This is a genomic window from Coriobacteriia bacterium, from assembly GCA_034370385.1.
In the GTDB taxonomy this organism is placed as follows: domain Bacteria; phylum Actinomycetota; class Coriobacteriia; order Anaerosomatales; family PHET01; genus JAXMKZ01.
In genome coordinates this window covers 38,063-64,915 of record JAXMKZ010000004.1, presented here as the reverse complement: position 1 = coordinate 64,915, position 26,853 = coordinate 38,063, and the positions used below count along the sequence as shown (strand labels likewise).

Annotated in this window: 28 protein-coding genes and 1 tRNA gene; 26 read left to right on the top strand and 3 right to left on the bottom strand. The window is 65.0% G+C overall.

The genetic code is table 11. The features are described from left to right. From nadC to U1E26_00345, 4 genes are all read left to right on the top strand, one after another. On the top strand, window positions 1–912 hold the full coding sequence (gene nadC / locus U1E26_00360) for a carboxylating nicotinate-nucleotide diphosphorylase (protein ID MDZ4168092.1): 912 nt from the start codon (window positions 1–3) through the stop codon (window positions 910–912). Further along, the gene (locus U1E26_00355; protein ID MDZ4168091.1) at window positions 902–1,657 is read left to right on the top strand and encodes a DedA family protein; all 756 of its coding nucleotides are present in this window, start codon (window positions 902–904) and stop codon (window positions 1,655–1,657) included. The genes nadC and U1E26_00355 overlap by 11 nt, the downstream gene beginning before the upstream one ends. Then, complete coding sequence (locus U1E26_00350) at window positions 1,654–2,616, top strand: biotin--[acetyl-CoA-carboxylase] ligase (GenBank protein MDZ4168090.1); 963 nt, start codon at window positions 1,654–1,656, stop codon at window positions 2,614–2,616. Before U1E26_00355 ends, U1E26_00350 begins: the two co-directional genes overlap by 4 nt. Window positions 2,617–2,714: 98 nt before the next feature. Then, window positions 2,715–3,281 carry a biotin transporter BioY gene (locus U1E26_00345; GenBank protein MDZ4168089.1) on the top strand — a complete coding sequence of 189 codons (567 nt, stop codon included), beginning with the start codon at window positions 2,715–2,717 and terminating at the stop codon, window positions 3,279–3,281. A 16-nt stretch (window positions 3,282–3,297) separates the two neighbouring features. Here the strand turns inward: U1E26_00345 and U1E26_00340 are convergent, their stop codons facing one another. Continuing rightward, on the bottom strand, window positions 3,298–4,305 hold the full coding sequence (locus U1E26_00340; protein MDZ4168088.1) for a HAMP domain-containing sensor histidine kinase: 1,008 nt from the start codon (window positions 4,303–4,305) through the stop codon (window positions 3,298–3,300). A gap of 1 nt (window position 4,306) precedes the next feature. Beyond that, a complete protein-coding gene (locus U1E26_00335) occupies window positions 4,307–5,011 on the bottom strand; it encodes a response regulator transcription factor (GenBank protein ID MDZ4168087.1) in 705 nt (234 codons plus the stop codon). 188 nt (window positions 5,012–5,199) lie between these two features. Between U1E26_00335 and U1E26_00330 the strand changes: the two genes are divergently transcribed. From U1E26_00330 to U1E26_00235, 20 genes are all read left to right on the top strand, one after another. Beyond that, window positions 5,200–5,964: a type III pantothenate kinase gene (locus U1E26_00330; protein MDZ4168086.1), complete on the top strand. Its 765-nt coding sequence runs from the start codon at window positions 5,200–5,202 to the stop codon at window positions 5,962–5,964. Between the two features lie 141 nt (window positions 5,965–6,105). After that, complete coding sequence (locus U1E26_00325; protein MDZ4168085.1) at window positions 6,106–6,723, top strand: transcriptional regulator; 618 nt, start codon at window positions 6,106–6,108, stop codon at window positions 6,721–6,723. After that, a complete protein-coding gene (locus U1E26_00320) occupies window positions 6,702–7,622 on the top strand; it encodes a quinate 5-dehydrogenase (protein ID MDZ4168084.1) in 921 nt (306 codons plus the stop codon). The genes U1E26_00325 and U1E26_00320 overlap by 22 nt, the downstream gene beginning before the upstream one ends. 208 nt (window positions 7,623–7,830) lie before the next feature. Continuing rightward, window positions 7,831–8,517, top strand: coding sequence for a cytochrome c maturation protein CcmE (locus tag U1E26_00315; GenBank protein ID MDZ4168083.1), 687 nt, complete (start codon window positions 7,831–7,833; stop codon window positions 8,515–8,517). Between the two features lie 70 nt (window positions 8,518–8,587). Beyond that, window positions 8,588–10,714, top strand: coding sequence for a cytochrome c biogenesis protein CcsA (gene ccsA, locus U1E26_00310; protein MDZ4168082.1), 2,127 nt, complete (start codon window positions 8,588–8,590; stop codon window positions 10,712–10,714). 12 nt (window positions 10,715–10,726) lie between these two features. After that, on the top strand, window positions 10,727–11,458 hold the full coding sequence (locus tag U1E26_00305; GenBank protein ID MDZ4168081.1) for an ABC transporter ATP-binding protein: 732 nt from the start codon (window positions 10,727–10,729) through the stop codon (window positions 11,456–11,458). After that, a complete protein-coding gene (locus tag U1E26_00300; GenBank protein MDZ4168080.1) occupies window positions 11,459–12,184 on the top strand; it encodes a heme exporter protein CcmB in 726 nt (241 codons plus the stop codon). A gap of 40 nt (window positions 12,185–12,224) precedes the next feature. Then, window positions 12,225–12,983 carry a cytochrome c biogenesis protein CcsA gene (ccsA, locus tag U1E26_00295; protein MDZ4168079.1) on the top strand — a complete coding sequence of 253 codons (759 nt, stop codon included), beginning with the start codon at window positions 12,225–12,227 and terminating at the stop codon, window positions 12,981–12,983. A gap of 51 nt (window positions 12,984–13,034) precedes the next feature. Next, window positions 13,035–13,220, top strand: coding sequence for a hypothetical protein (locus U1E26_00290; protein MDZ4168078.1), 186 nt, complete (start codon window positions 13,035–13,037; stop codon window positions 13,218–13,220). A 133-nt stretch (window positions 13,221–13,353) separates the two neighbouring features. After that, entirely contained in the window at window positions 13,354–14,190 is an 837-nt protein-coding gene (gene ccsA, locus U1E26_00285; GenBank protein MDZ4168077.1) for a cytochrome c biogenesis protein CcsA, read from the top strand. A 12-nt stretch (window positions 14,191–14,202) separates the two neighbouring features. Beyond that, window positions 14,203–14,964, top strand: coding sequence for a bifunctional precorrin-2 dehydrogenase/sirohydrochlorin ferrochelatase (locus tag U1E26_00280; GenBank protein MDZ4168076.1), 762 nt, complete (start codon window positions 14,203–14,205; stop codon window positions 14,962–14,964). Further along, window positions 14,954–15,769: an SDR family oxidoreductase gene (locus tag U1E26_00275; protein MDZ4168075.1), complete on the top strand. Its 816-nt coding sequence runs from the start codon at window positions 14,954–14,956 to the stop codon at window positions 15,767–15,769. The genes U1E26_00280 and U1E26_00275 overlap by 11 nt, the downstream gene beginning before the upstream one ends. A gap of 54 nt (window positions 15,770–15,823) precedes the next feature. Next, window positions 15,824–17,206, top strand: a complete 1,383-nt coding sequence (locus tag U1E26_00270; GenBank protein ID MDZ4168074.1) for a putative DNA binding domain-containing protein — start codon at window positions 15,824–15,826, stop codon at window positions 17,204–17,206. Window positions 17,207–17,448: 242 nt separating this feature from the next. Continuing rightward, entirely contained in the window at window positions 17,449–18,822 is a 1,374-nt protein-coding gene (gene hemA / locus U1E26_00265) for a glutamyl-tRNA reductase (protein MDZ4168073.1), read from the top strand. Continuing rightward, window positions 18,812–19,771, top strand: a complete 960-nt coding sequence (hemC, locus tag U1E26_00260) for a hydroxymethylbilane synthase (GenBank protein MDZ4168072.1) — start codon at window positions 18,812–18,814, stop codon at window positions 19,769–19,771. Before hemA ends, hemC begins: the two co-directional genes overlap by 11 nt. Window positions 19,772–19,795: 24 nt before the next feature. Beyond that, entirely contained in the window at window positions 19,796–20,614 is an 819-nt protein-coding gene (locus tag U1E26_00255) for a uroporphyrinogen-III synthase (GenBank protein MDZ4168071.1), read from the top strand. 141 nt (window positions 20,615–20,755) lie between these two features. Beyond that, window positions 20,756–20,831, top strand: a tRNA-Ala gene (locus U1E26_00250). An 89-nt stretch (window positions 20,832–20,920) separates the two neighbouring features. Then, on the top strand, window positions 20,921–21,175 hold the full coding sequence (locus U1E26_00245; protein MDZ4168070.1) for a hypothetical protein: 255 nt from the start codon (window positions 20,921–20,923) through the stop codon (window positions 21,173–21,175). Between the two features lie 78 nt (window positions 21,176–21,253). Further along, window positions 21,254–22,234: a porphobilinogen synthase gene (gene hemB, locus U1E26_00240; protein ID MDZ4168069.1), complete on the top strand. Its 981-nt coding sequence runs from the start codon at window positions 21,254–21,256 to the stop codon at window positions 22,232–22,234. Between the two features lie 182 nt (window positions 22,235–22,416). After that, entirely contained in the window at window positions 22,417–22,965 is a 549-nt protein-coding gene (locus tag U1E26_00235) for a helix-turn-helix transcriptional regulator (protein MDZ4168068.1), read from the top strand. A 40-nt stretch (window positions 22,966–23,005) separates the two neighbouring features. Here U1E26_00235 and cls read toward each other — a convergent pair whose 3' ends face one another. After that, a complete protein-coding gene (gene cls / locus U1E26_00230; protein ID MDZ4168067.1) occupies window positions 23,006–24,460 on the bottom strand; it encodes a cardiolipin synthase in 1,455 nt (484 codons plus the stop codon). Window positions 24,461–24,736: 276 nt separating this feature from the next. Between cls and U1E26_00225 the strand changes: the two genes are divergently transcribed. After that, complete coding sequence (locus tag U1E26_00225; GenBank protein ID MDZ4168066.1) at window positions 24,737–26,206, top strand: radical SAM protein; 1,470 nt, start codon at window positions 24,737–24,739, stop codon at window positions 26,204–26,206. A gap of 158 nt (window positions 26,207–26,364) precedes the next feature. Continuing rightward, entirely contained in the window at window positions 26,365–26,775 is a 411-nt protein-coding gene (locus U1E26_00220) for a hypothetical protein (GenBank protein MDZ4168065.1), read from the top strand. Window positions 26,776–26,853: the final 78 nt, after the last annotated feature.

Sequence of the window (26,853 nt, the reverse complement as noted above, 5' to 3'; positions counted from 1 at the left end):
ATGTTCGAGCTTCCCGACATCGTTGACGTCGTAGCCGCAGCGCTCGCCGAGGACCTTGGCGTTGCGCCATCACGGCTGACCGATACGAGTCTGACCGGGCCCGACCTGCTCGAGCTGGACGTGACCACGTTCTCAACCGTGGGAATCGATGCACCGTTCTCAGGCACTATCGTGGCCCGCGAGGCAGGCGTCGTCGCGGGGCTTCCCGTGGCTGCCGCGGTATTCGAGATGGTGTCGAACGCGGCAGGGCTCTTCGAGCCGGTCGAGATGTTCCCGCTGGTGGCCGAGGGCGCCCACGTCGAGGCGGGTACGGCCGTTGCCGAGGTGGAGGGACTTGCGGCGGCCGTCCTGATGGGGGAGCGGACGGCCCTCGACTTCGTGATGCTGCTGTCCGGCATAGCCACTGAGACCGCTCGATGGGTTGAGGCTGCGGGTCAGGAGCTGGCGGTGTTCGACACGCGCAAGACCGTGCCCGGGCTACGCAGCCTGTCGAAGTACGCGGTACGGGTCGGCGGGGGATCCAACCACCGGACAGGCCTGGGGGACATGGTGCTTGTCAAGGACAATCACCTGCGCCACGTCGGCATCACCGAAGCGGTTCGCCGAGCAAGAGACCTCAACCCCGACCTCATGATCGAGGTGGAGGCCGACACGAGAGCGCAGGCGCTCGAGGGGGTCGAAGCCGGCGCCGATGTCGTCATGCTCGACAACATGGACGATGAGGTGCTGTCGGAGGCCGTGAGGGAGTGCCGAAGTGCCGCGGCCGCCCGTGGCCGGGCGATAGTCCTCGAGGCTTCCGGTGGAATCCGTGTGGAGCGACTCCACGCGATCGCTGCTATCGGCGTGGACAGGGTATCCTCAAGCGCACTGACGCTCGCATCGCCCGTGGACTTCGGATTGGATGAACGCTAGTGGCCTGTATCGACACATGGAGGCAGCAGTGATCCCCGAGACCGGCATCGCCATCTTCGACTGGCTCCTCAGTCTCATGGACGCATGGGGCTACCTCATCGTCTTCATCATCACCATCTTTGAGAACATCTTCATCGTCGGCTCACTGACGCCCGGCGAGACGTTCATCGTGGTGGGCGCGCTCGTGTCGACGGGGGGCGGGCTGTCGCTGCCGCTCGTGTGGCTGTGCGCCATGGCGGGGACTCTCATCGGCAGTAACCTCACCTTCTTCGCCGGCCGACGCTTGGGGCTGGAGGGCTTTCGCGGGGCGGTCGAGCGGTTGTCAGTCACTCGGGTCGGCCGTCTGCTCAAGATCGACCCGGCGGCCATCGACGAGATCCAGGCACACTTTGACGAGGACGGCTCCAAGACCGTCTTCTTGGCCCGTTTCGCGGTCGGCATCAAGAACTGGGTGCCTGCGGTGGCGGGCGCCGTGCGCATGCCTGTCTTCTGGTTCGAGTTCCATACGGTGTTCGCTGCCGCGTTGCACACGACGCTCATGTGTGCGATCGGCTGGTTCCTCGGCGAGAACATGGACTACGCGCTCCAGATCGTGGCGGGCGTGGGCTGGTTCGGGCTGATGGTCGTCGTCCTCGTCATAGGCTCGCTGGTGCTGCTGAGGCGCGTGGCTCGCCGTCGGCTGGGCCATGACGTGGAGGCACATGCCGATTCCGAGGCTGCGCCGTCGGGTCACGACGAGTCGTGAGGCACGCCGGTACCCGCGAGCACGTTCTGACCGGACTACGTGACGCCGGTGCGGCCGGCGTGAGCGGAGAGAGCCTGGCCCACATGCTCGGTGTGAGCAGGGTGGCGGTGGGCAAGCATGTCGCAGCGCTCCGCGAACTGGGGTACCAGGTGGAGGCGGTGCCGGGCTCAGGCTATCGGCTCGTCGCACAACCGGATCTGGCCTACCCGTGGGATGTGGCACCCCTCGTGCGCCATGCGCTGTGGCGCTCGTTCTCCGGCGACGCCACGCTGCCGTCCACCAACGATGCCGCACGCGAGCTTGCCGCTGCGGGCGCGGATGAGGGCACGGTGGTGGTGGCGGCGCGCCAGAGCGCAGGCAGGGGTCGGCTCGGCAGGTCGTGGGAGTCTCCGGCGGGAGGCGCCTACGTCTCCGTGATTCTTCGTCCGCCTGTTGCCCCGGCAGACGCGGGCTCGCTCGCGCTGGTGGTCGGGCTGGGCATCGCGCAGGGGCTCGAGAGCGTCGGAGTGCGCCCGCGCCTCAAGTGGCCCAACGACGTGTGGATGGGCGAGGCCAAGGTCGCGGGCGTCTTGCTCGAGATGTCGGCGGAGTCCGATCGGGTGACGTGGGTGGTCGCCGGGTTCGGGCTCAACGTCGTCAGACCGCCGGATGCCCCGTTGGTTGCAGCCTACGTGCGAGACGAACTGCCGGACGCGAACATCGCCGCGGTGACGGCATCGGTGCTCGATGGCATCGCCGAGGCGTACGGGGTGTGGCTCGATGCGGGCTTCGGGTCGCTCCAGGAGGCCTACAACGAACGCTCGCTGCTCAACGGAAGGGATGTCGTCGTAAGCGATGCATCGGGCGCGGTGCGGGTGCGCGGAGTCGCGCGCGGCGTGGACGACGAGGGCCGCCTGATCGTCCAGGGACGGGCAGGTACCGAGGCAGTGTCGTCCGGCGAGGCGACGCTACGAACGTAGCGGGCGGCACCCGCGCGGCCACGCCGCTTGACTGCCAGGACGGGTACTCGCTACCGTAAACATACGATTCCAGTGATGTTTACGGAAAGGTCCACCACGTGGCTGATTCACGACCCGGCCCCACCCCCGGCAGCGGCCGAACACGCGACTTGGCTGCAGCAGCGCTGCTCACGGCGTTGCTCTCTGCCTCGGCGTACCTGGTCGTGCCGCTGACGCCTGTGCCCTTCACCCTGCAGGTGTTCTTCGTCGTTCTTGCGGGGCTGCTGCTTTCTCCGGGTTGGGCCGCCGCGTCGATGGGCGCCTATCTCGCCCTGGGGGCCGCGGGAATCCCGGTGTTCTCGGGTGGCAGGGGGGGACTGGGCGTGCTGGCCGGCCCGACGGGTGGATACCTCATCGGCTTTCTTCTGGGAGCGGTCGCGGCCTCGCTCATTCGCTCGTGGCTCGGTCGCACGGCACTCAGGCCGATCGCGAGCGATTCGATCGCAGCGGGAACCGCGGTGTTCGTCATCTACGCGTGCGGCGTTGCGCAGCTGATGGGCGTTGCGGACCTGTCCTTGGCGCAGGCGGTCGTTTCGGGGGTTGCGCCGTTCATCGTCTTCGATGTGGCCAAAGCCGTAGCCGCGGTTGCGGTTGCCGGTCCTGTCAGGAAGGCGCGCACGCGCTAGCGCCGCGCGTGAGGTGTCACGCAGGCGCCGCCGGAAGCCTCACGGTGAAGCACGAGCCCCCGGCCGGAAGGTTCGTGGCCTCGATGGTTCCTGCGTGCGCGGTGACGATGGCCTTCACGATCGCCAGTCCGAGCCCCGCGCCCCCGCTCGTCCGGGTGCGGCTGCTATCGGCTCGGTAGAACCGGTCGAACAGGTTGGGCAGGTCCTCGTCAGGGATGCCCGGGCCGTTGTCCGAGACAGTGAGCCAAGCGACATCGGCGTCGGCACCCAGCTCTACGTCGACACGCCCTCCGGGGCCGACCATGCGCGTGGCGTTGTCGATGAGGTTGGCCACGACCTGTTGGATGCGATCGACGTCACCGAGCACGTCAGGTGACTCACCGTGGATGGCCAACGTCACACCCCGGTGCTCCACGAGCGGCTCGAGCATCGCCGCGGCACGGTCGGCCGCAAGACGCAGACCGAAGCGGCGAATGGGCAGTTCGCCGGTTGCGCCCTCGATGCGCTGCAGCGTGAGCAGATCGTTGGCCAGTCGCGTCAGGCGCTCCGCCTCAAGCGCTATGGTCGACAGGAACCGCTCCTGATCATCGGGGGCCACGTCGCCGTCGAGGAGCGTCTCGGCAGCGCCACGTATGGCCGTGAGCGGCGTCCTCAGCTCGTGGCTGACGTCCGAGACGAACTGGCTCTTGCGTCTCTCTTCGCTCGTGACCTGTTCGAGTGCCACGGACACTTCGTCGGCCATGCGGTTGAACGATGAGGCGATGAGGCGTACCTCGCGCGGCCCTCCTGTCTCGGCACGCACCTCCAGGTTGCCCGCGGCGAAGGACGAGGCGGTCGCGGCGAGCCGCTCGAGCGGTGAGGAGAAGGACCGCGCGACGACGCGCCCGGCCATCCAGGCCAGAATCGGCGTGAGGACGACCACGGCGATCTCGACGTCCCAACCGGTCGCCACGACCGCGGCGAACGCTCCGGTAACCGCGAACACGGCAAGGGTGACGGCGATTCGCGAGCGCAGGGTGTACACGCTACGAGGTCCGGAACCGGTAGCCGTATCCGCGCACGGTCTCCACGAGCGCGGGATCCACGTTGGCCGCCTCAAGCTTGTCGCGCAGGCGCTTCACGTGCGTGTCGACGGTCTTGGTCTCGACCAGGTACTCCCACCCCCATGCATCGCGCAGGAGTTGCTCGCGAGAGAGCACCTTGCCGGCGTGGCGCATGAGGCAGGCGAGCAGTTCGAACTCCCGGGGCGTCAGATCGATCGGGCCCGACGCCGAGGTTGCGGAGTGCGCACCCTCATCGAGGCTCACTCCCGACACCTCGAAGCGCTCGCCTGCGACCGAAGCGTCGCGAGCGCCCGGCTGGGCGCGGCGCAGGAGGGCTTTGACGCGCGCCGAGAGCTCGCGGACGCCGAACGGCTTGGCGAGATAGTCGTCGCCACCAATCTCGAGACCGACGACCTTGTCGAGTTCGGTGTCGCGCGCCGAGAGGAACAAGACCGGTACGTCGGAGGTCGCACGCAGTCGGCGACACACCTCGTACCCGTCCATTCCCGGAAGCATCACGTCGAGGACGACCAGGTCGAAGCTGCGAGCTGCGGCCGCAGCGAGGGCGGTATCGCCGTCTGATGCGATCTCGACCTCGTAACCGTCCTTCTCGAGGTTGTAGCTCACGAACTCGGTGATGGACGGCTCGTCGTCGACGATCAGGATGCGGGCCGGTAGGTCGCTCATGCGCGCCTCCTTACGGCGATACTGGCGTATCATGGCAGGTCAGCGGTCAAGCGATCCGCGCCCGCAGGTGTGGGGCATCGCCCCGGGGCCGATGATAGCACCGGCCCTGCGCCACTCGGTGCGGGGCGTCACCGTGTCGTCACCCGCGCAGGTGCACGCAGGGCGGCTCGGGGGAGGGAGGGGGTCACATGTTACTCGCCGTGGATGTAGGCAATACGCAAACGGTGCTCGGCCTGTTCGCGGGGGAGGCCCTCGACGCTCACTGGCGCATCTCGAGTAACGCGTCCCTCACATCCGACGAGCTGCGCATCACCGTGAGCGCGCTGCTCGCACAGGACGCTCGGTCGTGGAGCGACATCGACGAAGTCATCCTGTCAAGCGTCGTACCCCGGCTCACTGCGGCTTGGGACGACGTGGTCGAGGGCGCAGCGGCCTGTGAGCTCATCATCGTGGGCCCCGGCCTCAAGACAGGGCTGCCGATTCACTACGACAACCCGCACGAGGTTGGAGCTGACCGCATCGTCAACAGCGTGGCCGCGGTGGCCGCTTGGGGTGCGCCGGTCATCGTGGTCGATTTCGGCACGGCCACGACCATCGATGTCGTGGGGGCCGACGGCGCCTACCTCGGAGGGGCGATCGCGCCGGGTGTCGAGACGAGTGCAGAGGCGCTGTTCTCCAAAGCCGCGCGGCTGTCCAAAGTCGACCTTGAACCGCCGGCAAAAGTCATCGGAACCAACACGCGTGCGAGTGTCCAGGCCGGTCTCATGCTGGGCGAAGCGGCCATGGTCGATGGGCTCGTCAGGGGCGCCTGGGCTGAACTGGGAGTCGAAACCGCTGTCGTCGCTACCGGCGGGCTGGCTCCGATCATGGCCCCTCTGTGCGCTACCGTCGGCCATGTCGATGTCGATCTGACTCTGACGGGACTGCGCCTCATCCGCGATCTGAACCGCTGACGGACACGCCCGGGGCCGCGTTCTGCACGCATGCCGGCATGACGGCTGCCCGAAGAGGGCGCCCGGCCGTGGCCATCGCCTACGGCGTATACTCGCTGTGCACATTTTCGTGTACACGAGTGCTCGAGGGGGGATGGCGCGGTGCGCTTCTTCAGGATCGGCGAGAAGGTCATCAGTCGGGAGAAGCTCGTCGACGCGGTCGACTCCATTCTGGCCGACCGTGAGGCCGGCGCCACTCAGGAGGAGGCGGCGCGCGCCGTGGGTGTGACCCGCAGCGTGGTGTCGTTCCTTGAGACGCTCGGTGAGGTTCGGCGTGGTCCGCGCGTTGCACTCGTCGGATTCCCGGTGGCCAACTGCGGTGAGGTGCAGGAGGTCGCCGAACGCCACGCCGTCGACTTCGTGCTGGTCATGAGCCAGGCCCAGCGAGAATCGATTGAGGCCGGGTCTCCGGCCAACGTGTTCAACCGGCTCCTGGAGACGCTTGCGACCCTGCGCGACTTCGACACGGTGCTTCTGATGGCCAGTGACTGGCGCATCGCGACCATCGAGAAGATCCTCGGCTCAGAGGTGGTGGGAATCCCCCTAGGGTCTTCGCCGCTGCGCGAGGATCGTGCGGTCGACGTCGAGGAACTCGACCGTCTGCTCGAGGGCATCATGGCCCGGCCCGCGGGTCCGGGTGGGCGTACGGGCAGCGTCAGCTCCGTGCTTCGAGATGCCGCGCAGGAGATCGCCGGGAGGTGGCAGCAATCAAGGAAGTAGTCTCTGTCTCGATCGGCTCGTCCGCGAGGGACCACGCCGTGGAAGTCGACCTGCTCGGGGAGCGCTTCCGTATAGCGCGCGAGGGAACCGACGGGTCGATGGACAAGGCGGTCACACGTCTAAGTGAGCTCGACGGATCGGTGGACGCATTCGGGCTTGGTGGTATCGACCTATATCTTCGGGCCGTCGGACACGACTACTACTTCCGCGATGCGAAGCGCTTTCGCCGCGCGGTCTCCAGATCACCGATCGTGGACGGTAGCGGGCTCAAGGGTGCCGTCGAAGCCGACGTCGTGCGCTTCATGGTCGAGGATCTTGGCCTCGAGCTTGCCGGCAAGTCCGTGCTCGTGACCTCGGCGGTCGATCGCTGGGGCATGACCGAGGGCTTCTACGACGCCGGATGCCAGGTGGTCGCAGGCGACCTGCTCTACGCGCTCGGGGTGCCGCTCATGCTGACCACGCGTCCATCGCTCGAGCGCGCCATTCGGGTCATTGCGCCCATCGCTGTCCAGCTGCCGTTCGCGTGGCTCTATGAGGCCGACGCCGACGACGAGACCGAGGTCCAGTCCTCGTCGAAGCACGCAGAGCACTACCGGCGAGCCGACGTCATAGCCGGTGACTACAAGTACGTACGCCGCTATATGCCCGAGGACATGTCCGGCAAGTGGGTCGTCACGAACACGACCACCGCCAACGACATGGAGTTCCTGAGGTCGCGAGGGGTCGAGCTACTCATCACGAGCACGCCGCGTCTCGAGGGGCGCACATTCGGGACCAACGTCATCGAGGCCACCATGGTGGCGCTCGAAGGTGCCTCGGCCGCTCTGGCTCCGAGCCGCTACCTGGAGCTGATGCGCGCGACGGGTTTCACGCCGGATGCGCAGTGGTTGCAGCGGTGACCGTGGTTCGGCACGCTGATTGCACTGAGCAGGGCACTCGATAGCTTCGCCACAGTGTGGCGGACACCCTGTCCGGGTGATAGACTCCGAGTGTTCAGGCAAGTGGGTCTTATTGGCGGTGCACTCCCGCGTGTTCGCGCGCGCACTCACCCGTAGAGACTCAGCGAATGCGGCTCCATGGGACGCTGCGCGAAGGAGTGGATGCTAGGTGAACAAGAGGGCTCGCAACAGGCTGATCGGAGTCACCGCAATCGTGCTGCTGTCGATTGTGGCCATTTTCGCGTCCATCGGCAGTAGTGGAAGCACCGCCTACTACAAGTCGGTCGAAGAAGTCGCCACTGATGACGAGCTCGTGGGTGAGCGCGTGAAGTTGGGCGGCGCCGTGGTGACCGGCTCGTGGGACAAGAAGTCCAACCCGATGACGTTCGACATCCGCGACGAGGCGGATACTGACGGCACCGGCGCGGTTGTCAAGGTCGTCTACAACGGTCCCGTGCCCTCCACGTTCGGCGACGGCGTCACGGCCATCATCACCGGCGAGCTTGCGGCTGACGGCCACATCGAAGCCGGCGAGATGATCACCAAGTGCCCCTCGAAGTACGAGTCGGCTACGGGCGCGATGGACGTCGGCGCCATCAAGGACGGTCAGACGCTCGACGACGTGTCGTTCTCGGGTTACGTGGTTGCCGGCACGATCGCTGCGCCAGGCGGCGATGCGCGCTTCTCGGTCGCCGGATCTCAAGACGCCGGCGCCAAGTCATACAAGGTCGCGTGGGACGGTGCCCTGCCCGCGGGCATGAACGACGGGAGTATGGTGATCATCAAGGGCGGCGTAGACGCTGAGGGCCTCATCACCGCCACCGACGTCGCTCTTGAGGCAAGCGAGAAGAAGTAGGAACTCCAGCACCTCGTCGGAAGAATCCGGCGAGGTGCTTTCATGTTCACCGGACAGGGGAGTGGATCACATGCGCGTTGCAGGGCAACTGTTCTTGAGCTTGGGCTTTCTGAGCTCGCTCATCGCTATCGGCGCGCTGTTCTGGGGCCGCCACCTCGGGCCGAAGAAGGGCGAGGCGGTGACCAACGCCGGTTACATCGCGACCTTCGTGAGCGCAGCGGGCTACACGCTGTCGACACTTGCGATGACCGTTGCGTTCTTCAGCAAGGACTTCACCTTGCTCTACGTCGCCTCGAATCACTCGACGGACGTATCGAGCCTGGCGTGGCTCTACACGCTGTCGGGGGTGTGGGCCGGCCGCGAGGGCTCACTGCTGTTCTGGGCGTGGCTTCTGGCGCTCTTCATGGCGTGGGTCGCCTATCAGCGCATGGACAAGACCGATGACCTGTCCAACATGGGCATCGCGGTCACGAACATCGTCTTGTCGCTGTTCGGTGTCGCGATGATGTTCTCCGAGCCGAACAACCCGTTCAAGCCCACGCCGGCCGAGTGGCTGTCCGGAGGTCAGCTGGTCGGTCAAGGCGCGAGCATGGGCATGAACCCGCTGCTCCAGCACTGGGCGATGATCCTGCATCCTCCGACGCTGTTCATCGGCTACGCGGGGCTCACCATCCCGTTCGCCTTCGCGATCGCGGCGCTGATCGTCAACGACGCATCCAAGGCCTGGGTCGTCATCGTCGATCGCATCACGGTGTTCTCGTGGTTGTTCCTCGGAGCCGGCATCGGCCTGGGCTCCGTGTGGGCGTACGTCGTTCTGGGTTGGGGCGGCTACTGGGCCTGGGACCCGGTCGAGAACGCATCGCTGCTTCCGTGGCTCACCGGCGTCGCGCTTATCCATAGCTTCACGGTGTACCGCCGGCGCGACGGCTTCAAGCGCTGGGCGATCATGAGCGCAGCACTCACGTTCGCTCTGGTCATCTTGGGAACCTTCATCACCCGCTCAGGCATCGTGCAGTCCGTTCACGCGTTTCAGAAGGATCCCGTATCGCTCTTCATGTTTCTTGGCATGATCATCGGATCCGTCCTCGTTGCCGGCATCGGACTCGCGCTGCGCTGGGAGACGTTTGCGGGCAACGATGAGTTCGAGTCGCTCACCAGCAAGGACGCCGCGTACTACTTCAACAACGTCATCATGACCGTCGCGGGTCTCTTGGTCGCCTACATGACCGTCACGTCCGCGCTCCCCGCGTGGCTACCGTTCGGTGGCCAGTCCATGTCGGCGGTCTCCTACGACCTACTCGCACGCCCGATCGGCGTCGTGTACGTGTTCATCCTCGCGGTGTGCCCGTTGCTCTCGTGGAAGAAGACCGACCCGACGGTGTTCTGGGCGCGGTTGAAGTGGCCGTTGGTTGCCACCGTCGCCCTATTCGCACTCTTGGTCTGGGAGTGGGTTGCGAATCTGCGCCCGATCTATCTGTTCACCATGGCGCAGGGCGGCGAGAACGCTCGCAAGCTGGCGTCGTTCGGACCCGAGGTCGTATACGACGTCATCTCGATCGCGGCGTTCCTGGCCGCGGCGCTCGTCATCTCGACGGCGACCTTCCTCTTCATCGATGGTTCGCGTAAGCGCGCCGCGGCCAAGGGCGAGAGCTTCTTCGCTTCGCTCGGTACCATCATGTTCAAGTCACGCACTCAGTCCGGTGGCTATCTCTCGCACCTTGGTATGGGCATCATCATGATCGGACTGGTCGGCTCGTCCATGTACGTGCGCGACGTGCGCCTCACGGTCCCTGAGACACCCGGTGCCCAGTTCAAAGTCGACAACTACGACTTCACGTTCCAGGGCATCGAAGAGAAGACGCTGCCCAATGGCGACGTGGTGGCCAAGGCGACGTTCGGCGTCGAGAAGAACGGTCGCTCCGTCGGTACCGTCGACCCCGGCCTGACGCAGTTCGCACGCCAGGATCAGACCCGCCTCGACGCCAAGGTGCTCATGGAGCCGCTCCGCGACATCTTCGTCGTCTGGGAAGGCTCGGAGAGCGGTCAGATGTCGGTCAACGTGAAGGTCAATCCGCTCATCGCCTTTGCGTGGGGCGGGTTTGCAATACTGATGCTGGGCAGTGCGCTGGCTGCGTGGCCGAAGAAGGTCGTCGTTGCGGCGCCCGTTGCGCGGCCCCTGAAGACGCGGAAGGCGTAGAGTCCGTCGTCGATGACCGATAACACACAGACACCGAATGCGCTGGAGGTCCGGGAACTCTCCCGGACCTTCGGCGCACGCAAGGCCCTCGACGGGGTCGACTTCGACCTGACCGAAGGCGCGTTCCTGTCGATCTTCGGCCCCAACGGCGCGGGGAAGACCACGCTACTCAAGGTGCTCTCGACGCTTACCACCCCGTCGAAGGGGTCGGCGAAGGTGCTTGGCTTCGACGTCGTCCAGGGTGCGGTGGAACTGCGCGAACGTATCGGCTTCATCAGCCACAACCCCTTGCTGTACCCCGACCTTTCCGCCGAGGAGAACCTCGAGTTCTTCGCTGAGATCTACTGCATCGACAACCCCAAGGAGCGCATTCACGAGCTGCTTGACGCGGTGGAGCTGGACCATCGGCGGCTCGACCTCGTGCGCACCTTCTCGCGCGGCATGCTGCAGAGGTTGTCGATAGCACGCGCGCTGCTGCACGATCCGGCGCTCATCTTCCTCGACGAGCCGTACTCGGGGCTGGATCCGCACGCGATGGACATCCTCGACGGCCTGCTCGAGCGTATCCGAGAGGGTCGGACGTTCGTCATGGTGAGCCACGATCTGACCAAGGGGCTCGAACTGTGTAGCCACGCGCTGATTCTGGCGAAGGGCAAGATCGTGCTCTATCAGGACAAGGAGCTCATCGACGAGGACGAGTTCCAGCAGACCTACCGCTCAACCGTGGGTCTGGGGGTGAGCTAGGTGGCACGCGAGCGCACCTCGAACATGTCGTCGTGGCGTCAGTTCAAGGCGATCCTGAAGAAGGACATCGTCATGGAGCTGCGCACCAAAGAGATGCTCACTTCGATGGGCCTGTATGCCCTGCTCGTCCTCGTCGTCTACTACATCACGCTGTCGCAGGCGGGTGCGGACTTCGAAGTCCGGCGCATCGCGGCCGGCCTGCTGTGGCTCGTGTTCATCTTCACGTCGCTCCTCGGTCTGAACCGCTCGCTCGTACACGAGAAGGACCAGGGTTGTCTTGACGCTTTGCTCATCTCGCCCACCGACCGTCCGGTGATCTTCTTCGGCAAGGCGGTGGGCAACCTCATCTTCCTGCTCATCGTCGAGGTGATGATCGTGCCGCTGTTCTTCTTCATCTTCCTCTCGCGCCCGGGTGCGGCGTCCGGCGGACCAATGTGGATGCTCGCGTTGGCGCTGCTGGTCGGTTCGATCGGTATCGCCGGGGTGGGCACGCTGCTCGCTACCATGTCGGTGAACACCAAGGGCAAGGACTTCATCTTGGCGGTACTGTTCATCCCGATCATGTTCCCGCTGCTCCTGGCGGTGGTCGCAGCGTCGGCGGCGGTGTTGCAGGCCGATCCGGGGTACGTGAACACGTACTGGCAGATGATGGGCATCGCGGCGGGGTACGATGCGGTCATGCTGCTTGCGGCCTTCGCCCTCTACGAGTTCGTCCTCGGCGCGTGATGCACGCGGCGCCGGTGTCTTCCTATCGGAAGGAGTGCGCGTGAAACAGCTCAAGATCGCTGTGGTACTCGTCTTGATCGGCGGGGTTCTCACGACCGTCGCGTTCCTCATGGCCTTCTACACCGCCGAGGTGCAGCAGTTCGGAACGGTGACCTTCGACGCACCCATCGAGACGGTGTTCCCCGTGGCGCCAGATCAGTTGCAGCCGGCCGAGGGCATCGCCTACGTTCGCCCGTGGTTCAGTCAGAAGATCTTCTACTTCCACGTGCCGGTGGCCGAGGCGTCGTTCCTCGTGCTCATAATCTCGGCGATATTCGCCGTACGCTTCCTCATGACCAAGCGGGCCGAGTACGACACCAAGTCCCGCATCGCCATGGAGACCTCGCTGGTGTTCGTCGTGCTCACGATGATCACGGGCGTGCTGTGGACCAAGGCCTCGTGGGGTGTGTGGTGGGAGTGGGAGCCTCGTCTCACCACGTACTTCATCATGATGCTCATGATGATCGCCTACTTCGTCTTGCGAAACTCGATCGAAGAGGAGGAGCGTCGCGCCACGTACGCTGCGGTGTTTGCGATCCTCGCCGCTATCAACGCGCCGCTGTCCTTCATGATCACCCGGGTCATTCCCTCGAACCACCCCGTGGTGTTCCAGCCGGGTATGGCCTCATCGAACCTGATGCCGTTCATCGTGGCCCAGATCGGCATGCTCATGATCGGATACGGCATCTACGTCTCGCGCATGAGCGAAGAGCGGCTGCGGGAGCGCGTCGAGATCGCCAAGGAGACACTCGAGGGCTGAACGCCCGCGTCGGAGCAAACGTACCGGACTGTCGAAAGGAAGTCGTAGCTGATGGAACCCACCAACCTTGAACTCTACCGCCTCGCACTCACGGACGCGCCCTTCGTCATCGGGGCCTACGCGATCCTGTGGGTCGCCTTCGTCGTCTACCTCACGATGGTGCTGCGGCGCATCATGCGGCTTGAGAAGGAAGTCGACGTGCTTGAGGGCGCGGTCTCCAAGCGCGCCGGCGAATAGGACCGAGGGCCGGACGCGGTGTCGCCACGGCATGAAGTGCGCGTGGCGAGTCAGTTCGTATACTCTAGTGGCAGCGGTTCGTAGTCTGCCGCTGGGGATAGAGGTTTCGACCGAAGGGGCTTGAGGCACGCTCGTGGAGCAGCTATCTGTCGTACTCTACTGGTTCGCATTCGCGCTGTACGTCGTCGCGACGGTCCTCTACGCCTATCAGTTCGTTCTTCGCCGCCAGAAGGTCGCGTGGTGGGCGCGGTTTGCCACGGGCGCGGGATTCATTCTGCAGACTCTGGCCATCGGTGCGAACTCCGTAGCCAACGACGGTACACCTCTGACCGGCTCCAACCAGCTCGTACTGGCCAGTTGGGCGCTCGTGCTCCTGTACTTCGTCATGGAGCATCTGCTGAAGATCCGGTCCTACGGGGCGTTTCTCATCCCGGTGGCCGTCGTGCTCATGGCCGCGGCACAGCTTATGGGCGGGAGCGAGGCTTCGCTGGCGCCTCAGCCCGAGATCCTCAGCGGATGGGGCGTGGCCTTTCACGTGGGCCTTATCGTCTTCGCCAACGCGGGTTTTGCCGTGGGCGCCGTGTCGGCGCTGCTCTACCTGTATCAGAGCTCCCAGCTCAAGTCCCATCGCAGCAATCGCATGAGCCGTCGCCTGCCCTCGCTTGCCACCCTCCAGATGGTTTCGCGCCGCGCCATCGCCCTGGCATTCCCCGTCTACACCGCAGGGCTGTCCCTCGGCATCATTCGTGCGATCCAGGTCGACGTCGGCGGGTGGTTCTTCGACGCGCGCATCATGATGTCGGGCGTCGTGCTCATCACCTTCGCCATCTACCTGGTTCTGGCCTACCGTCCCGACATCTCGAACCACACCGTGGCGTGGGTGGCGGTGCTCGGGTTCGTCTTCGTGGTCATCCTTGCCATCATCGCGCGCACGCTCCCCGTCGGGTTCCATGTCTTCGGTCAGTTGTAGGGGGATTTCTTGATGGGGGAGAGGACGAAGCGCTACTATCCTGCGTTCCTCGACCTGACCGGCAGATCCGTGGTCGTCTTGGGCTCGGGTCCATCGGTCGAGCGCAAGGCGCGCCAGCTCGTGCGCTACGGCGCGGACGTGACGGTGGTCGGCCCCGATCCGAGCGAAGAGCTCGTCGAGGCGGAAAGCGACGGCCACATCATCGTCGAGGCGCGTGAGTACGTGCGCGGAGATCTGGCAGGCGCCGCGCTCGTGGTCTGTGCGTCGGCGGAGCCCGAAGTGCAGCGCGCCGTGTTCGAAGAGGCGTTGTTGGTGGGGGCGCTCGTGACCGTCGCGGACAATCCGAAGCTCTCGAGCTTCATCGTGCCCGGTATGGTCCACCGTGAACCGCTTCAGATCGCCGTGTCGACCGGTGGCGTAGCTCCGCAGCTCGCCAAGCGGCTGCGCAAGCAGCTCTCCGAGCAGTTCGGTGCGGCGTGGGGGCCCTACGCAGAGCTCGTGGCGCAGGTGCGCGCCATCGGCATGGAGCGCCTTGAGGGCCCAGCGCAGCTCGAGAAGCTGCTCGACGCGGTCTTCGAGTCCGACACGCTGGATCGTGTGACTGCGGGAGAGATCCTTGCTGCTGAGGACGTGTACGAAGCGTTCGCACCAGAGCCGGAGCCGGAGCCGGAGCCCGGGCCCGCGGCCGAATCGGAGCCTGAGCCCGCGGCCGAAGCCGGGGTCGAGCCCGAGCCCGAGCCTGCCGCCGAACCGGAGCCCGCACATGGCGAGTGACCGCACGGCGATCGTCACGGGCGGCAGCTCGGGCATCGGGCTGGCCTGCGCCAAGGAGTTGGCGCGCCGAGGGTACAATGTGGCGCTGGTTGCGCGCGACGCCGGTCGGCTGGAAGCCGCTGCGGAAGCGGTGCGCGCCGAGGCGTCGACCCCGAATCAGCGCATCGCATGGAAGAGCGCCGACCTCTCATCGTGGGAAGCCACCGGCGCCGCCTTCGCCGAACTCGCCGCCGACGGCTTCTCGCCCGAGATCCTCGTCAACTCCGCCGGCGTCATCATTCCGGGCGAGTTCATCTCCATGCCGCTCGAGTCGTTCGAGATGAACATCGAGCACGGCTTCTGGAGCGTCGTCTACCCGTGTCGTGCGGCCGCTCCGGGCATGGTGGAGCGCGGCCACGGCCACATCGTCAACGTGAGCTCAGTGGCGGGCTACCTCGGCATCTACGGCTACACCGGCTACTCGTCAGCGAAGTTCGCCGTGATGGGCTTCACCGAGGCCCTGCGTTTCGAGATGAAACCGGCGGGCGTCACGGTCTCGGTGGTGTGCCCGCCCGACACCGACACGCCGGCACTCACCCACGAGCACACGCTGCGCCCGTACGAGACCGACGTCATAGCAGGCGGGATCAAGCCGATCTCGCCGGAGAAGGTTGCGCACGCGGTGATGCGGGCCATCGACCGCGGTCACTACCACGTGATCCCCGACGCGCTCTCGGCGTTCTACTTCCGACTGAAGGGTCTGCTGCCCGAGGTCTTCTTCGCCATCGTCGACGGCGACGTGCGCAAGGCCCGCAAGGGGAAGTAGGAAATCTACTCGGAAGTCTTGTGCGCTGCGCATCTTCAGAGTAGATTTCCTAGCATGGACCTCAATCACCTGCTGACCTGTCATGAAGGCAAGACTCTTGAGTTCAAGAGGGACGCCTCATCTCCGCGCGGAATCGTGCGAACGGTTGTTGCGTTTGCCAATTCGGCCGGCGGCACGGTGCTCATCGGTGTGGCGGACCGTACGCGCGAGATCGTGGGTGTCGATGATCCGCTCGATCTCGAAGAGCGCTTGGCGAACATCATCGCAGACTCGGTGGAGCCCCTGATCGCGCCCGAGATCGATGTGGTCACGTGGCGCGACAAGAGTCTACTCGCGGTTCGTGTGCACCCGGGGGCCTCGCGCCCGTATCGCGTCGCGGGCGAGGGGGATGCGCAGGGGGTCTACGTTCGCGTCGGCTCCACCAATCGGCGTGCGGATGCAGCTATGGCTGCGCAGATCGGTCGCTCGGTGTCGGGGCCGACCTACGACGAAGTCGCGCTTGCGACGCTGGGTGACGATGCGCTCGATGTGGCTGCGGTGCAAGCGGTGTTCGACGGCAGGCGTCACATAGACAGACGGGCGCTGAAGACGCTGCGGCTGTTGACGGAACGTGAGGGGCAACTGTGTCCGACCGTCGGCGGCGTGCTGCTGTTCGGTGTGGACCGCGAGGCCACGTTCCCTGATGCGGTTATCGAGGTGGCACGGTTTGCAGGCTTCTCGCGCAGCACCTTCACGGATGCCGCGATCTATGGCGGGTGTCTGCCGGTTGCGCTGGAGCACACCATGGCGTTCGTGCGTCGCAACATCGCGCAGCGCTACGAGATCGAGGGGCTTGCGCGGACCGAGAGCTGGCAGTATCCGCTCGTCGCCGTGCGTGAGGTCATCGTGAATGCGGTCGTGCACGCCGACTACTCCTTGCCCGGCCTCCGGATACGAGTCGCGATCCACGACGACAGAATCGAGGTGGATAGTCCGGGCCTGCTGCTCCCTGGTCTCACTGTCGAGGACGTCTTGGGCGGGGTCTCTCGCGTGCGCAATCGCGTGATCGCCCGCGTCTTCCGGGAACTCGGCATCATCGAGCAGTGGGGGACGGGGATTCCCCGCGCGATCGAGGCATGCCGCGCCGCAGGGCTCGCGGATCCGCGCATCGAGGAGATGGCGCAGCAGATTCGTGTCACGCTCTACGCAGATGTCGGCGAAGGCGGCCGAGTCAGCGTCAAGGCGGCAGACGCTCGCGTCCTGCAGGAACTCGCCGGCGCGGGCCCGCTGTCGACAAGCGAGGTCGCCCGACGAATCGAGCGCACTCCACGCTCGGCACGGGAGCGCCTCAAGTCGCTTGTGGAGGCTGGTTTGGTGGTCGAGGTCGGGTCATCGCCGAATGATCCCAACAGGAAGTACTACATCGCCGAGGACGCCGCACCGTACCGGACATCGTGAGTTCTGCGCGCATCGGAACGGCGCTTGCTCAGGTGGCAGTGTACTCGTGCCGATGGTAGAATTCGTGATGTTCAGGCGAGAAGCAGTGGTGCGTTCCAATAGTTGAACACGTATACCGCCCTCGCCGGGCCTGCTTGCCTGAACAACACGCACCGCATCGGCGAGGGCGTACCTGTGTCCTGACGTCGGATGCCGACCGACGTAGACAACCGAATCGGACCGTAGGAGCGAGTGAAGACCGCATGCACCTGACACTTGTGGGCCTGAGCCACAAGACCGCACCGGTCGAGATCCGCGAGAAGCTGACGTTCCCGGCCAATCGCCAGGAGGACGCGCTCGCGCGCTTGACCGCGTCCGACGCCGTGTCCGAGGCCGTCATCATCTCCACCTGCAACCGCACCGAGATATATGCGGTCACGTCTGACGGCTTCGATGGCCCCGCTTCCATCATCGACTTCGCCGCGGAGTACCACGATCTCGACCGCCACGAGCTGGTTCGCTACCTCTACATCTCAGAGGGCGAGGCGGTCGTGAAGCACCTCTTCCGCGTCGTCGCCTCGCTCGATTCCATGGTGCTTGGCGAGGCGCAGATCCTCGGTCAGGTGAAAGAGGCCTACGACCACGCGTTCTCAGCCGCGTCTACGGGCCGCATCTTCAACAAGCTGTTCCGTCAGAGCTTCGAGGTCGGCAAGCGCGTGCGCACCGAGACCGACATCGGCGAGAACGCCGTCTCGATCAGCTACGCTGCCGTTGAGCTGGCCAAGCGGGTATTCGAGAACCTCCAGGGCCGCTGCGTCATGATCTTGGGCGCGGGCAAGATGAGCGAGCTTACGGCCAAGAACCTCGTCGGCGCCGGCGTGACGCGCACCCTCGTGGCTAACCGCACCTACGAGCGCGCGGTGGAGCTTGCCGACCGATTCGACGGCGAGGCGATTCCCTACGAGAATCTCTTCGATCGCATGCGCGAGGCCGACATCGTCATCTCCTCGACCGCAGCGACCGAGTTCGTCATCACGCGTGAGCAGCTGGTCGCCGTCGCACACCGTCGGCGCGACCCGCTCTTTCTGATCGACATCGCCCTGCCGCGCGATATCGATCCGGCGTGCGGCGACGTGTCCGACGTCTTTCTCTACAACATCGACGACCTCAACGGTGTCGTGTCGTCCAACCTCGACGAGCGCATGCGCGAGGCGGAGCGGGCCGAGATCATCATCGACGAGGAGATGCGCGCGTTTGAGACGTGGCTTGATTCCATGGCGGTCGTCCCCACCGTCGCCGCAATCCGCGCCAAGGCCGAGACGATTCGGGCCGAGGAGCTCGAGAAGGCCGTGAAGCGCCTTGGTGGTCTGTCGGAGAAGGAACTCAGGACCGTCGAGATGATGTCGCAAGCCATCGTGAGCAAGATGCTCCACGGGCCCACCGAGCGGCTGAAGCGGGTCAGCACCGACAAGTACGGAATCGGCTACATCGAAGCCGCACGCTACCTCTACGGCCTGGACACGAATCCAGACGGCAAGAGTCCGCACTTCGGACTGATTCGCAACCTACTGAAGCGGGGCGAGAAGTCCGCCGCTCCCTCAAAGCAAAAAGAGATGGGAGACTCCGTTGGCTGCTAGCCGCCACAAGCTCGTGATCGGTACCCGGGGAAGCAAACTGGCCCTGTGGCAGTCGAACTACATCAAGGGGCTACTCGAGGAGATCACCGGGCTTACGGTGGAGCTCATGATCATCAAGACCACCGGCGACAAGATCCTTGACGTGCCGCTGGCCAAGGTCGGCGGCAAGGGGCTGTTCACCAAGGAGCTCGAGGTCGAACTGGCGGCCGGCACGGTCGACCTGTGCGTCCACTCGATGAAGGACGTCCCCACCGAGCTGCCGCCGGGCATGCACATCGCCGCTACCCCGAAGCGCGTGGATCCACGCGATGCGCTTGTCTCGGGCAAGGGCTACACCTTGGAGACGCTCCCTCAAGGCGCGAAGGTCGGCACGAGCTCGCTGCGCCGCGTCGCTCAGGTGCGCGGCCTTCGGCCCGACGTTCAGATCGTGGACGTGCGAGGCAACCTCGACACCCGCATGCGCAAAGCCGAGGACGGTGAGGTCGACGTGGTCATCCTTGCGTCGGCGGGTATCACTCGGATGGGTTGGGCCGACCGCATCTCAAACTACATTCCGACCGAGCAGATGGTGTCGGCGGTAGGTCAGGGTGCCATCGGCATCGAGATTCGCTCCGACGACGAGTTCATGATCGAGGTGTGCGACAAGATCTCAGATCCCGAGACGTTCACATGCGTGACCTCCGAGCGAGTGGTCATGAAGAAGCTCGAAGGCGGCTGTCAGGTACCCATCGGCGCGTATGCCCGCATCGAAGACGGCGTGCTTGTCATGGACGGCCTCGTCGGTTCTGTCGAGGGCGACCGGATCGTGCGCGACCGTCTGCAGGGTGACCCCTCAGATCCCGAGGGGCTGGGAGATGCGATGGTGGCTCGCCTGCTTGAGCTTGGGGGCGGGGAGATCCTCGCTGAGATCCGTGCCGCCGACGGCGTGGACGACCTGCTCAAGACCTGACGAAGAGCGAGGGGGTCGAATCACGTGACGGCTCACTCCGCCACCCATACCGCGCAGGCCAAAGAGCCCCTCGCCGGGCGCTCTGTCGTCGTGACCCGCACGCGCGAGCAGTCACGTTCACTTGCCGCGCCCCTCGAGGCGCTCGGTGCCGAAGTGATCGTGTGCCCCGTCATCGCCATCGTCGACCCGCCTGACACGGGGCCTGCCGACGAAGCCATCGCGCACCTTGGCGAGTATGACTGGGTCGTCCTGACGTCCGTCAACGCTGTCGAGAGACTCCTCGCCCTCATGGGGGCGTGTGGATGCTCGTTAGACGCGTTGGCAGCGACGCAGGTAGCAGCTGTGGGCGATGCGACCGCCCAGGCGCTCGAGGACGCTGGTGTCACGGTCGGGCTTCTGCCACCTGAGGAGTTCAGCGCAGAGGGCCTCATCGACGAGTTCGTGGCGCGAGGCGTAGGGCCGGGCTGGCGGATCCTTGTGCCGCGCGCGCTCAAGGCCCGCGAGGTCCTCCCGCAGACGCTGCGCGGATTGGGCGCGGTGGTGGATGTCGTTCCGGTGTATCAGACGGTTGCAGCTGAACCTGACCCGAAGGTGGTCGAGCGGCTGAGGCAGGGCGTGGACGCGGTGACGTTCACCAGCCCGTCCACGGTACGCAACTTCCTCGCCGTGCTCGAGGCGGCCGGGCTCGTTGTGGACGCGACGCTCGGTCACACGGTGCTCGCCAGCATCGGGCCCGTGACCTCGGAGGCGCTCGTTGAGGCGGGCCTGGTTGCCGACGTCGAGGCGGACCCGTCCACGGTTCCGGCACTCGTTGATGCGCTCGCCGCTCGGCTGGCCCGCTAGCTGACAAGGGCTGACCCGGCGTGAATCGTCCACCCTTCGTTCCCGGTCCACCGAGGCACCCCGTTCGGTTTGACACTCGTCGCCGCGCTTGTCATCATATCCCTCGCTCTGCGGGCGAGTTTTGTTCGCGAGCGTATCCGTGGGGACGTGGCTCAGTTGGGAGAGCGCTGCGTTCGCAACGCAGAGGTCGGGAGTTCGAATCTCCTCGTCTCCACCAACGGGTAGAATGTCGGGGCGGCCGTGCGCAAGTCACGCGCCGCCTCGACTGTATATACGCCGAATACGCCGAAACGAAAGGACATCCGTATGGACCCCACAATGATTGCAGAGCAGCCCACCGGCCTCGTCGGTTGGATCATGGCCAACGGCCAGGTCGTCGCCTTCATCGCTCAGATCTTCTACTGGTTCGCCATGATCGTGCTGCTGGCCTACGCTGTTTGGCAGTACAAGCGCTGGGTCAACTTCACGCTGGGTGTGGGCCGCAGCGGCAAGCTGCGGACCGGCGAGGACGTGGAGTCCGACTCGAAGCAGAAGGTCAGCGTCGAGGAGTTCGTCGAGTAGCAGCTGCTGCGAGCGGCGCACCGGACCCGGTGTGACCGTCGTTGACCGGTCAGACGCTTTCGTACAAGGAGTGTCGCCATGCAGTTCCCTACCTATCGTCCCCGCCGACTGCGTGCGAACGAGACCATTCGCGCCATGGTGCGCGAGACTTCGGTGTCGCCCGCAGACCTCATTTATCCGCTGTTCGTCAAGCCGGGTACCGGCAAGAAGGACGAGATCAAGTCGATGCCCGGACAGCACCAACTGTCCGTCGACATGCTGGCGGCTGAGATCGACGAGCTCAATGCACTGGGCGTGCCTGCCGTTATCCTCTTCGGACTTCCGAGCAGCAAGGATGCCGCGGGCTCCGAGGCTTACGACTCGGACGGGATCGTCCAGCGGGCCATTCGGGCGATCAAGGCCCACGACCCGGAGTTCTACGTGATCACTGACGTGTGCATGTGCGAGTACACCGACCATGGGCACTGCGGAATTCTCGATGATGCGGGGTGCGTCATCAACGACGTGACGCTCGAGCTGCTGGCCAAGGAGGCTGTCAGCCACGTCGAGGCCGGCGCCGACATGGTCGCACCGAGCGACATGATGGACGGGCGCGTCGCGGCCATCCGTGCGGCGCTTGACGCCGAGGGCTACCAGGACACGCCGATCATGGCGTACTCGGTGAAGTACGCGAGCGGCTACTATGGCCCCTTCAGAGATGCGGCGGACTCGGCTCCGACGTTCGGCGACCGCAAGCAGTACCAGATGGATCCGGCGAACGCCGAAGAGGGCCTGCGAGAGGCGGCGCTCGATATCGACGAAGGGGCCGATCTCGTCATGGTGAAGCCAGCGTTGGCCTACATGGACATGATCTGGCGCGTGAAGAATGAGTACGGCTATCCGACGGCCGCCTACAACGTGAGCGGCGAGTACGCGATGGTGAAGGCGGCCGCGGCGAACGGTTGGATCGACGAAGAGCGCGTCGTGCTCGAGACGTTGCTCGGATTCAAGCGTGCCGGTGCGGATCTCATCTTGACCTACCACGCCAAGGACGCCGCGAGGTGGCTGCGCAACGCGTAGTCCGGATCGGATTCTGACTGTCTGGTCACCCGGAGCCCCGCAGGACGCCCCACGGCGCACGGTCGCCCACGCGCTGCCTACTCCAGCCCGGCCCAGGTAAGGCGGGGGTAAGACGGCAGTATCCACCCCTTGTCACCTTGTTGACGAGACGTGGATTCTGTCGATTGAGGGGGTACCCGCCCGTGCCTACGGCCTACATCAACGCACGAAAGCTCAGAGAAGTCGCGCTGCTCATCCGCTCTACCAGAACGACCATGGACATGACTCAGGAGGACCTCGCCAAGTCCGCGGGGTGCAGCAAGTCGCTCATCTCGCGCATCGAGAGGGGGGAGCGCTCTCTCACGATCCAGAAGGCCGACGCGCTCAGTGTGTGTCTCGGTCTACCGAAGCGCGAGCTGATCGACGGCGCGACGGATCAACGGGTCATGCAGCCTTGGCTTCTTGCCCCTCTGCCCCGGAGCACCCATTGGGTACAGGTGGCGGATCACTTCCAGGGCCTGAAGCGACCCGCAGCGATGGGGCTTCTGCGGTCAGGGGGCTCGCGTGCAGATAGTGTCGTGCAAGACATCTTCGGCGACGTCTCGGATATGGTCCGGCTACTGCAGGTCGCCGCCTTCGAGCACATACACCAAGACGTGAGGGCTGCGGCCCGCGGCGCCCTTGTTCGGGTGGCCAAGCAGGCTTCAGAAACCGAGTCGCCGTTCAGAACTGCACGAGGGTGCGATCAGTGACCGCACCCTCGTGGGGAGCTGCGAGACGAGTCTGCGACGATTACATCAGGTTCGACATCAGCCTCGAGACGGAGTTGCGCAACTTGAACGACGCAGGCCAGTTCGCGACTGTTTCAAGCGTGACCTGCGAGGACTTGCTCATGTCTTCCTCGAAGATGGCGTCGTGCTGAGTAGCTATGTCTTTGCTGAAGTACCACGTCATGACTTCTTTGTGCAGGGCGAGACTGCGGATGTCCATGTTCATGGTGCCGATGGCGCACATCTCGCCATCGATGGTGATCGTCTTGCCGTGGAAGAAGCCCGGCTCGTACATGTAGATCTTGCCGCCAGCGAGCAAGAACTTGTGGAAGAACGAGTGAGCTGCGCGCCAGGGCAGGTTCTTGTCGGGCACGCCGGTGATCATCAGGCGCACATCCTTGCCTGCCAGCGCTTGGTTGACCATGATCTCGTAGATGTCGGGGGTCGGAATGAAGTACGGCGACTGGATCCAGATGCGTTCACGCGCTGCGGCCATCGCCGCCTCGTGGACGCGGCGGGCCGGATCCCACAGCAGCTCGACGGCCTGAGCCACGGTGATCGCGGGCACCATGACTCCGTCGCTTGGGTACTCCTTGGGGAAGAAGCGCTCGTTGAACAGGCTCTCTTTGGAGTTCTCGTGCCAGCGGGCCGCGAAGAGCTTCTGGAGATCTGCCACGGCAGGTCCGTGGAACTTGCTGTGGGTGTCACGCCATGACTGGTAATGCGGCTGACCGTCGATGTACTCCTGGCCGACATTCAGCCCGCCCACGTAGCCGATCACGCTATCGATGACGATGATCTTACGGTGGTCCATGTAGTTGATCTTGCGCCAGTCAGGTAGGTCGGCGTGGAACTTCACGCCCGCCGCCTGCATCTGCTTGATCTCATCTTTCTTGTAGGCCATGCAGCCGACGTAGTCGGTGAGCAGCCGGACCTCGACGCCGGCCTGGGCGCGCTCGCTCAGGATCGCCGTGAGTTCGGCGGTCAGCTTGTCGCGCTCCCAGATGAAGACCTGGAAGTTGATGGTGTCCTTGGCGTTGCGGAGGTCCGTTTTCAGCGTGTCGTAGAGCGCCTTGCCGTCCTTCAGGATCGTCACGTCGTACGCGGGCATGACGTGCGTGGTGTCAGCGGCGAGCGCAGTCTTGATGATGGGTGCGTAGCCGCGTGGCTCGGCCCATTCGAGTAGGGCATTCTCGGTCGCAGAGTACTGTCCCCAGACGCGATCCATCGTGGGCCGCGCGAGCGCGAAGATATCCTTCATCCAGGCGCTGCGCTGAGCGATCTTCTTCCAGTTGCGCCCGAACAGGAAGTAGAACAACAGTCCTACGCCCGGGAAAGCGAACAGCACGAGCAGCCATGCGAGGGTCTCGGTGGGTTCGCGCTCGTCGGTGATGACGACGACCGTCACGGCGATCCAGTACATGACCAGAATGGCGACCGTGATGGACGGCCAAGACTGTATGATTTGCCAGAACATGGAGTGCCCCTCTATCGGATGCTCGGCGGCACCCGCGACGCCTGCGCCATGTGCGCGCGACAGCCGACGCCCTTCCGTACCGTGCACGGTTCCATGGTACCCGAAAGCCGTGCGAGCCTGAACGGATATCAGTCGGACGCCGACGCGTGGAAGCGCGTGAACGGCACGCAGGGCACGCCGTTCGCTGGTGCCACTACCTCGCAGGCAGAAATGCGGGATAATCGGATAGTTACGCTGTTCGTGTGCTAGCGGCGCACATGTCATCAAGGAGAACCAGTGAGCAATAACGTCGGCGACAGCTCTGCACGTCCGGACCTCGAGCTCGAAGAGGAGTTCGGCGAGGACGACGGAACGATCAGCGAGCAGGAAATGGCTGAGGCTGAGGCTGGCTGCGGTCAGGCGGCCGTTGCGATTCCGGTCGGCACGTCGGCGGGGCGCCCTGCGGAAACGTCCTCGGGTGCTTCTCACCCTGCGGGAGTCGGCTTCGGCCATCCGGCTGGCATCCCCGGGGGCCCCAGCGGCCATCCGGCTGGCATCCCCGGGGGCCCCAGCGAGCGTCAGCGGCACGGCGGCGCGCGCAGCGTGGGCTTTCGGCCGGGCGGCGGCCCGGCGGCCATCGCCTACCAGGAGCGCACCGGCATCAAGGCCCCGCGCATCATCGCGTGGGAGATCACGCGCAGCTGCAACCTGAGCTGCGTGCACTGCCGGGCAGCGGCGGAGTTCGGCCACTACGACGGCGAGCTCTCGCTCGATCAGATCAAGGCGACCGTCGACGACATCGTCACCATCAGCAACCCCATCATCATCCTCACCGGTGGTGAGCCACTGATGCGCCCCGACATCTGGGAGATCGTGGACTACTGCCACGAGAAGGGCGCCATGCCGGTCATCGGGACCAACGCGACCCTCATCACCGAGGACATCGCCGCCAAGATGGCCGAGCACAAGATCCCGCGCATCAGTGTGTCTATCGACTTCCCGACCGCCGACGGACACGACGAGTTCCGCGCGCAGCCGGGCTGCTTCGACCAGACTATCGCGGGCATCAAGATGGCCAAGGCCGCGGGGGTTGGCGTCCAGATCAACACCACCGTCACCACGCGCAACGCCCATCTCATCGAGGAGATCCACGATCTGGCCGAGTCACTCGATGTCGATGCCTTCCACATCTTCATGCTGGTGCCCACGGGGCGCGGATCCGAGATCCTCGCCGAGGAGCTTCCGCCCGACGAGTACGAGAAGGTACTCACGTGGGCCTACCACCGCCAGAAGACGAGCCCGCTGCACTTCAAGCCGACTGACGCGCCGCACTACTACCGCATCATCCGTCAGCTCGCCAAGGCCGAAGGCAAGAAGGTCACGCGCGAAGAGTACGGACTCGACGCGATGACGCGGGGTTGCCTCGGCGGCATCACCTTCTGCTTCGTCAGTCATGTGGGCGACATTCAGCCGTGTGGGTACTTCGATATGCAGCTCGGCAACGTCAAGGACAAGCCGTTCTCCGAGATATGGACCGAGTCGCAGGTCTTCAACGATCTGCGCGACTACTCGCTGCTGAAGGGCAAGTGCGGGGCATGCGAGTACAAGGCGGTCTGCGGGGGGTGCCGCGCACGCGCACTCGAAATCACCGGCGACTACCTCGAAGCCGAGCCGTACTGCGCCTACGAGCCGCCGGCGTGGAAGGGTGAGTGCTCGCTCGATGAGGCGGCGGCCGAGGTCGGCGTTTCGACCACCGGCCACGACTGATACCGGTACATCAGGCCGGCCGACGCGGTCTGGGCTCTGTCGGGCATCGAGTAGGGCGATTCACCCATCCCGCCTTGCCGTTCGCGGATTTCGTGAAGGACTGAGCCGTCCGGAACAGAACTGATGACAGGACAAACATCGACCTTCAAGGAGAGCTGATGACGGACGCTCGCACGGGGGCGAAGGAGTTTCTGCGGCATCGACCGGCCTGGGTGGCGACTGCGGTGCCGCTCGGGGTCGGTGTGGTGTGCGTGGTGGCATGGGCGGGTCTCGTCGCAGGCCTCTTCGGCGGCATGACTATCGACGATGACAGCGGCCTTTTCCTGACGGCGGGGCTGCTGGGCCTCACTACGCTCTCTGCGGCCGCTGCGATGCTGTCCACCAGTAGGGTCCGGTTCATCGCGCTGGGGGGAGCGATCGCGTACGCGGCGGTGTTCGCCTACCTGCGCCTCGCGTTCGACCGTATGATGCCGGACGCGGTCTTGTATGCGATCACGGCGGTATTCTTCGTGGCCCCCGCTGTCACGGGTGTCGCGACGGTCTTGGCGGCCAAGCGCAGCAGGCACTGACGGGCCGCCGTCGCCAACGCTCCTCGCCCCTCCTGGGGTACTATGTCAGGGCTGCGCCGTGGGCGTCGGACCCCGGTT

Coding starts and splice junctions, on each gene's coding strand:
- U1E26_00305 (MDZ4168081.1), top strand. CDS start 10,727: ATGACCGATAACACACAGACACCGAATGCGCTGGAGGTCCGGGAACTC.
- U1E26_00275 (MDZ4168075.1), top strand. CDS start 14,954: ATGGCGAGTGACCGCACGGCGATCGTCACGGGCGGCAGCTCGGGCATC.
- U1E26_00220 (MDZ4168065.1), top strand. CDS start 26,365: ATGACGGACGCTCGCACGGGGGCGAAGGAGTTTCTGCGGCATCGACCG.
- hemA (MDZ4168073.1), top strand. CDS start 17,449: ATGCACCTGACACTTGTGGGCCTGAGCCACAAGACCGCACCGGTCGAG.
- cls (MDZ4168067.1), bottom strand. CDS start 24,460: ATGTTCTGGCAAATCATACAGTCTTGGCCGTCCATCACGGTCGCCATT.
- nadC (MDZ4168092.1), top strand. CDS start 1: ATGTTCGAGCTTCCCGACATCGTTGACGTCGTAGCCGCAGCGCTCGCC.
- U1E26_00290 (MDZ4168078.1), top strand. CDS start 13,035: ATGGAACCCACCAACCTTGAACTCTACCGCCTCGCACTCACGGACGCG.
- U1E26_00270 (MDZ4168074.1), top strand. CDS start 15,824: ATGGACCTCAATCACCTGCTGACCTGTCATGAAGGCAAGACTCTTGAG.
- U1E26_00245 (MDZ4168070.1), top strand. CDS start 20,921: ATGGACCCCACAATGATTGCAGAGCAGCCCACCGGCCTCGTCGGTTGG.
- U1E26_00335 (MDZ4168087.1), bottom strand. CDS start 5,011: ATGAGCGACCTACCGGCCCGCATCCTGATCGTCGACGACGAGCCGTCC.
- U1E26_00355 (MDZ4168091.1), top strand. CDS start 902: ATGAACGCTAGTGGCCTGTATCGACACATGGAGGCAGCAGTGATCCCC.
- hemB (MDZ4168069.1), top strand. CDS start 21,254: ATGCAGTTCCCTACCTATCGTCCCCGCCGACTGCGTGCGAACGAGACC.
- U1E26_00330 (MDZ4168086.1), top strand. CDS start 5,200: ATGTTACTCGCCGTGGATGTAGGCAATACGCAAACGGTGCTCGGCCTG.
- U1E26_00280 (MDZ4168076.1), top strand. CDS start 14,203: ATGGGGGAGAGGACGAAGCGCTACTATCCTGCGTTCCTCGACCTGACC.
- ccsA (MDZ4168082.1), top strand. CDS start 8,588: ATGCGCGTTGCAGGGCAACTGTTCTTGAGCTTGGGCTTTCTGAGCTCG.